The organism is Levilactobacillus spicheri DSM 15429 (assembly GCF_001435095.1).
Classification (GTDB): domain Bacteria; phylum Bacillota; class Bacilli; order Lactobacillales; family Lactobacillaceae; genus Levilactobacillus; species Levilactobacillus spicheri.
Map to the genome: position 1 here is coordinate 389,040 of NZ_AZFC01000015.1, position 6,912 is coordinate 395,951.

The window sequence follows — 6,912 nt, forward strand, 5'->3', positions numbered from 1 at the left end:
GTAGTGAGTAAATCAGCGAGCTTTAAGCGGGTCCCGTGAGGCCCCAAGCGGACGGAGAAAAAAACAAGTCCGCACTTCTGCGGTGGTCCCGGTTCTGGAAAAAGGAACGGGAACCGCGGAAGAACGGGCTTTTTTGCTGTAAAAAATGAGGAGGCACCTTATGTACGGCCCATTAATGATTGCAGGCGACGTTTCAAATCGTGACGATTTATTTTCATTGTTGAACCAATTCGACCCGGATGAACCACTGACGGTGAAGATCGGGATGGAATTGTTCTATGGTCAGGGTCCCAGGATTGTTCGGGATTTACGGCAACGGGGCTGTGACGTCTTCCTCGACCTGAAGCTCCACGACATCCCTCACACGGTCCAGCGGGCGATGACCCAGTTGGGCCGGCTGGGGGTCCAGTACACCACGGTCCATGCCCTGGGCGGCCGCCGAATGATCGCAGCGGCCAAGGCGGGACTGGTGGCCGGGGCGCACGCGGCCGGCCGACCGGTGCCCAAGTTGCTGGCGGTGACCGAACTGACCTCGGTGACCCCCGCGGAATTGGCCCGCGACCAGCATTGCCAACTGTCGATGACCGACCAAGTGGTGGCTCTGGCCCAGCTGGCGCGGGACGCCGGCGCGGACGGGGTGATTACCTCTCCACAGGAGGTCGCCGCCCTGCGCCAAGCGGTCGGCCCCGATTTCTGGTACGTCACGCCGGGGATTCGACCGGCGGGGGCCGCGGCCGACGACCAGGCCCGCACGGCGACGCCCGCCGCGGCGGCCCGTGCCGGCAGTACAGCCTTGGTCGTGGGCCGGCCCATCTTACAAGCCGCCCAACCCGTTGACGCCTATCACGCACTAGTAAAGGAGTGGAACCATGCCCAACAATAAAATCATTCAAGCCCTAGTGGCGGACCACATCGTAAGCCTATCGTTAGACCGCCCGTTTCGCTACGCCAGCGGGATCCTGGCGCCCATCTACACCGACTTTCGGTTGACCATCTCGTATCCCGAACTGCGCGACCGCATCGCGAGTGGCCTGGCGGACCTGATTCGCCAGCACTACCCCGACGCCACGGTGATCGGTGGGGTGGCCACGGCCGGGATTCCCCACGCCGCCTGGGTCGCCGAGAAGTTGGGATTACCGCTGATCTACGTGCGGTCGAAGCCCAAGGACCACGGGGCCAACAAGCAGATTGAGGGGCGCCTGACCGAAACGGACCACGTGGTGCTGATCGACGACCTGATCTCGACCGGGGGCAGCGTCCTCCAGGCGGTCGCAGCCGTCCGGGAAGCGGGGTACCGGGTGGCTGGGGTGGCCGCCATTTACACCTACCAATTCCCGGACGCCGACCAGAACTTTGCGGCGGCCAAGACGCCGTTGGTGCCGCTTCTGACCTACACCGACGTGATTCACCAGGCCTACGCGGCGGGGCAACTGACGCCCGCGCAGCACGCCTACCTGGCGACCTGGCACCGGGACCCGTGGGCCTGGACCCACCAGGAGGCCGACCATGCCGATTAAGCTGACCAGTTCGTTGGCCGGGGTGACCTTTGCCAATCCGTTATTAAACGCGGCGGGGGTCCACTGCGCGACCCCCACCGAGCTCGACGAGGTGCTGGCGTCCGCGGCCGGTGGGGTGGTGACCAAGAGTGCGACCCTGGCGCCCCGGGACGGCAACGTCCGGCCGCGGTTTCAGGCCCTGCCGCTGGGGAGCATCAACTCGATGGGCCTGCCGAACCAGGGCTTCGATGCCTACCTGGCCTACGCCTGCGCCCACCAGCAAGCCGCCACGGCGCCGGTGATTTTGTCGCTGGCCGGGCTGTCGCTAGCCGACGACCTGGCGATGCTCCGGCGGGTCCAGGAGAGTGACTTTACCGGACTGGTCGAGTTGAACCTTTCCTGCCCGAACGTGCCGGGCAAGCCGCAGGTGGCCTACGACTTTGCGGCCGTGACGCGGGTCTTGGACCAGGCCTTTCAGTTCTTCACCAAACGGCTGGGCATCAAGTTGCCGCCGTACCTGGACCTGGCGCAGTTCGACGCCTTGGCCGCCATCTTGAACCGGTACCCGCTGGCCTACGTGAATGCCATCAATTCACTGGGCAACGGGCTGGTGATCGACCCGCTCACGGAGCGGCCGGTGATTCGGCCCAAGGGAGGCTTTGGCGGCATCGGTGGGGCGTACGTCAAGCCTACGGCGCTAGCCAACGTCCGGGCCTGGCGCCAACGGCTGAACCCGACCATCGGCATCATCGGGACCGGGGGCGTGCGGACCGGAACCGACGTCTTCGAACACCTCCTGTGCGGCGCCGACCTGGTGCAGGTGGGCACGGCGTTAGCGACGGAGGGCCCCGCGATCTTTGCGCGGTTGACCCGCGAGCTCACTGCGGTGATGGCGACCAAGGGGTACCAGACGTTGGCCGATTTTCGGGGAAAACTGCAGGTGCGTTAATGCCCCAAGGAGCGGCCCCCGTTTGAGCATGCAATCTTCGGAGAAGATAAAAAAGGTCTGGAAACATTCCCAGGCCTTTTCTACGTTTAGTCAAGGTATCAGTGTGCCGGCCGACAATAGACGGGTAATAAGATGTTGTCCACGATATCTGTCACTTGCGCTGGGGTCAACGTGCCCGTGAAGATAAGCTGTCGAATCAGCATGACCGCGGGTAAAGATTTCTGGGTCGGATTGGCGTCTTGTTGAATCTCGCCGCGGTTAAGCGCGTGTTTTAGAATATCAGGTAGTTGTTGGGTAATCCAATTTTCGTCGCTCACGACTAACTGCAACGTCTTTAGATTCAAATTAGCCACGGATGTCGCCAACAAATCACTCATCAGTGCCTGCCAGGTAGTCGCTGGCATTGCGGAGATGACGGGCGTAAACCGTGACAACAGGTCCATTAAGTCTTCACGGAGTGTGCCCGTATTTGGCAGCGTGGTGTCCACCGCAATGTGTTGATGTTCTAGTGCCGCTGCCACCAAAAGTGGTTTGTTGGCCCAACGGCGATAAAGCGTGTTTTTGTTTGTGTGTGCTTTCTCGGCGACTGCCGACATTGTGAGCTCTGCATAGCCATGTTCTGCCAACAGTTCCCACGCAGCGGAAAGAATCGCCTGATTTAATTCTTGACCATATCTCCGGTCTGCCATAAAAGTTCCTCCAATTATCGTTGATCCTTAACCGTCCACACGTATATTGTACCGTAAATGCCTATCAGGCCAATGAACACAATGAGAAGATAGCCGATCGAACTTGAAAAGCCGGGGTTAGCCAAATCATAACTTGGAATCACCCACGGGATATATTGCCCCACTGCCTGCCCCGCAAACATGACCGCAACAATCATGGTTGCAAACGAAAGGGCCGTTGGAACTAAAACAGAACGGGTTAAAGAGGCAATGAACGGCCAAACGAGTGAGAGTAGAACGTTATAAACAAAGGTTCTGGGCACTACCAGGGTTATCAGATGCCACTGTCCAGCCGGAATGGGCGTTCGCAACCAGAGCCATCCCGTTCCCAATAGTAAAAGAACCTCTAGCACGGTAATTGCCAGTTCCGACAGCTCGATTGCCAGCATTTTTCCCGCAATGATTGTTTTACGTGAAATGGGTAAGGCCAACAAGTCTTTAAAGGTTTGGGCGGTGAATTCTTGGGCAAACACCCACGAACTGAGGGCGCCAAAACCAACTAAACCAATTAACGCGACAATAAACATCAAACCACTGTTAGTGAAGTCCGCCCAATTTTGACCGTGCTTGACAAGCAGTAAAAACAGAAAAGCCGCGGCAGAAATTGGGATGAAGCCGGCTCTAAAAATCTTATGCATCTCTATGGAAATAACGATGGCCGTTTGTTTAATGATGTGCATTGGAATCCTCCGAATCTAACATTGCTAAGAATTGATCTTCCAGACGAATCTGTTTCTTTTGCCAACTAATCGGGACAACGTTTTGCGTCACCAAGGCCTGAATAACTTTTGGTGAAGTAGGGGCTTGAATGGTTAGCGTCGTATCTGCGCAGGTACTCCGAATAGCGCTTGCGCTTAAAACGCGCTGGGCTCGCAAGGCCTCGTCTGCAGTCACGAAAGTGGCAATCAGGGGTTGCCGGCGCTGACCCAAGAAGTCTTGATAGTCCGTTTGGCGGATCAAACGACCGTGATTCAGAAAGCCGACGTGGGTTAACATCTGTTCCATTTCTGCTAAGATGTGGCTCGAGAGAAAGACGGTGGTTCCTTTTTTAGCCAACTTCTGCAAAAGGAGTCGAACTTGGTTTAATCCCTGAGGATCCAAACCATTAGTTGGTTCATCGAGGAGCAGTAATTCCGGTTCGTGAATTAACGCCTTAATCAATCCTATTTTTTGCCGATTTCCTAGTGACAACTCACGAACCCGCTGATTACGATAGGCCGTGAGCCCCAATTCGTCCATGTACTGTTCGATTCTATCCGCGCGAACGCCACTGGGAATCTCACGCAGCCGCGCATAGAGTTCTAGATTTTCATAGGTGGTTAGCTGCGAATAAGACTGAGGGGTTTCTATTAGATACCCAACCTTATTCCAAAAATCATGCTTAACGTGCTGAACATCCTCGCCCAGCAGATGAACCGAACCGCTAGTTGCTTTGATCATGTTGAGTAAAATTCGCATTGTCGTTGTTTTTCCGGCACCATTGAGGCCAATAAAGCCATAGATACTACCAGCTGGAACTTGTAGATTAACCTGATTTAAAGCCGTTACCCCACCATATTGTTTAGTCAGATCGGTTGTTTCTATCGCGTTCATACTTACCAGCTCGCTTTCTTTAAGGTACCAGAGTACCTATATGAGTACTCTGGTACCTTAACTCACATTGAACGTGATGTCAACAGGGAAAGTCACCTTTATGGTGGGTCGCCGGTAAAGCGTCATTGGGTGCCTTACTTTTGAATCAAAACAACGTTCCCACTTGACTTTAACCATAAAAATCGCCTGAGACCCCCTAGCGTTAAAGCGCTTTGGAGGCCTCAGGCGATTTTTAATATTGTGGACGAGATTATTTGGCTGAGCGAGCAGCACGCCGGCGGTTCGCCAACCGCAGCCCGGTGATCACCGTGGCGACCAGGCAGATCACCAGTGCGACCAGGAAGGCCACGTGCATCCCGTGGATGAAGAGCTGCGGGTGCTGCGGCAGGTACGAGGTGACCGAATGGCCGGCCGAGTGGCTCATGGCCGCGAAGAGGACCGTGGTGGCCAGGGAGATCCCGATGACCATGCCCAGTTCGCGGGCCAGGGCGTTGATGCCGCCGGCGACCCCCAGCGACCGGGTGGGCACGGAGCTCATCACGATGGAGTTGTTGGGGGCCATGAAGATTCCGTTGCCCAGGCCGACCACCCCGATGAAGCCCATGAAGACCCATAGTGGGGTGGTCAGGCTGGCGAACATATAGCCCACCTGACTGATGGCAATCAGGACCAGGCCGATGAAGGTCAGGAGCTCCGGCCCAATCTTATCCGAGATGGTCCCGGAGATGGGCGCCACGATCACCTGAACGATGGGGAAGGTCATCAGGGCGTACCCGGCGTAATTGGCGGGCAGTCCCCGGGCGTTTTCCAGGTAGAAGGGTGCGATGACGTTAAAGAAGAAGTTGGTCACGAAGATTAGAAAGGCGCACAGCACGCTGACGGCAAACCGGGCGTTTTTAAAGAGACCCAGCGCCAAGATGGGGTCGGCGGTGTGGACTTCCTGGTACCCGAAGACGACGAGGGCCAGCAGGCCAACGGCGAAGAGTGCCAGGATCAGCGGCCGGCCGAAACCAATCTCTTGGCCCACGAAGATGCCGGTGAAGACGGTCACCATGACGACGGCGAAGAGGCCGGCGCCCCACCAGTCGATGGTTTGGGGCTGCGCGACCAGGTCTTTGGGCAGGATGCGTTGGCCGACCAGGATGGCCACGATGCCGATGGGCACGTTGATCCAGAAGATGTAGCCCCAGCTGAGGTGGGCCAGGATCAGGCCGCCGATACCGGGTCCGGCGATGCTGCCGAGCGCCACGAACGAGCCGATGGTCCCGAGGGCCCGGCCCCGTTCGTGAAAGGGAAAGACTTCGGTGATGATACCGTTACTGGTACTCATGGTCATGGCCGACCCGATGGCTTGCAGGGCTCGGGCGGTGAGCAGTAAGGGAAACCCGAAGCTAAAGCCACAGAGCAGCGAGCCCAGCGTGAAGAGCACGGCCCCAATCTTAAAGATGCGGACCTTGCCGTGGGTGTCGCCGAGTTTACCGAATAAGAGCAAAAGCGCACAGATAATAATCAGGTAAATCGAGACCACCCATTCGGCTTGGTTCATGGGGATGGCCAGGTCGCGGCTGATCACCGGCAGGGCGATGTTGACGATGCTGGCGTCCAGGGTGGACATGAAGATGAAGAGACATACGGCGACGAGGATCCACCAGCGGTGTTTTTGGATGGTGGGGTCGTCGGCGAGAGAGGTCGTGGGCATAATTGGAAACTCCTTTGTGAGTGATTTGGGGGGAGCGATGGATAAGTTGATCGGCAACCTAGTGGGGACTGGCGCAACGTTCTGTCGGCTTCATGGTTGGCAAGTAAGGTGGTCGTAACTCGTGCCTACCAGTCGGCCAGAATAGGGCTGAAACGTGGCCGGCACGACTTTGAGCTCCCCGCAAAAATCGCGCCGGTCTCGTTGCGGTCAGCCCCGTCTTTACCCGCTGGTTTCAGGCAGGAAAGTGGCCAGATTACTCGCGCCGTGACGCCACTAGTCAGGTCATCAGCTATCCAGCAACGTGGCGTCGGCGTTTTTCCCGTGGTGAAATGATTGTTAGTCAGCGTTCTGGGCTGGCTTACAATCAGGCCGAGTTCCGGAAACTCGCGGTTCTTGCGAGGTTTCGGAATCGTGCCCACCTCGGGAAAATGAAGCCGACAGAACGTT

The 6,912-nt window shown here is 57.2% G+C and carries 8 protein-coding genes; 3 read left to right on the forward strand and 5 right to left on the reverse strand.

The window, feature by feature from the left end; genetic code table 11:
• Positions 1-160 precede the first annotated feature (160 nt).
• Genes pyrF through FD37_RS05595 form a run of 3 tightly spaced genes read left to right on the forward strand, consistent with a single transcriptional unit; the run spans position 161 to position 2,445 of the window.
• Complete coding sequence (gene pyrF, locus FD37_RS05585; RefSeq protein WP_056964046.1) at positions 161-883, forward strand: orotidine-5'-phosphate decarboxylase; 723 nt, start codon at positions 161-163, stop codon at positions 881-883.
• Positions 870-1,517: an orotate phosphoribosyltransferase gene (gene pyrE, locus FD37_RS05590; RefSeq protein ID WP_056964049.1), complete on the forward strand. Its 648-nt coding sequence runs from the start codon at positions 870-872 to the stop codon at positions 1,515-1,517. The genes pyrF and pyrE overlap by 14 nt, the downstream gene beginning before the upstream one ends.
• On the forward strand, positions 1,507-2,445 hold the full coding sequence (locus tag FD37_RS05595; RefSeq protein ID WP_056964051.1) for a dihydroorotate oxidase: 939 nt from the start codon (positions 1,507-1,509) through the stop codon (positions 2,443-2,445). Before pyrE ends, FD37_RS05595 begins: the two co-directional genes overlap by 11 nt.
• Before the next feature lie 98 nt (positions 2,446-2,543).
• Here FD37_RS05595 and FD37_RS05600 read toward each other — a convergent pair whose 3' ends face one another.
• The 5 genes from FD37_RS05600 to FD37_RS13150 form a co-directional block, all read right to left on the reverse strand.
• Entirely contained in the window at positions 2,544-3,134 is a 591-nt protein-coding gene (locus FD37_RS05600; protein WP_056964053.1) for a TetR/AcrR family transcriptional regulator, read from the reverse strand.
• Positions 3,135-3,148: 14 nt separating this feature from the next.
• On the reverse strand, positions 3,149-3,853 hold the full coding sequence (locus FD37_RS05605) for an ABC transporter permease (RefSeq protein ID WP_056964055.1): 705 nt from the start codon (positions 3,851-3,853) through the stop codon (positions 3,149-3,151).
• Complete coding sequence (locus FD37_RS05610; protein ID WP_056964057.1) at positions 3,840-4,766, reverse strand: ABC transporter ATP-binding protein; 927 nt, start codon at positions 4,764-4,766, stop codon at positions 3,840-3,842. The genes FD37_RS05605 and FD37_RS05610 overlap by 14 nt, the downstream gene beginning before the upstream one ends.
• 250 nt (positions 4,767-5,016) lie before the next feature.
• Positions 5,017-6,465, reverse strand: coding sequence for an MFS transporter (locus tag FD37_RS05615; RefSeq protein WP_056964060.1), 1,449 nt, complete (start codon positions 6,463-6,465; stop codon positions 5,017-5,019).
• Positions 6,466-6,590: 125 nt separating this feature from the next.
• The coding region (locus tag FD37_RS13150; RefSeq protein ID WP_235807855.1) for a hypothetical protein at positions 6,591-6,912 on the reverse strand (322 nt) is incomplete at its 5' end.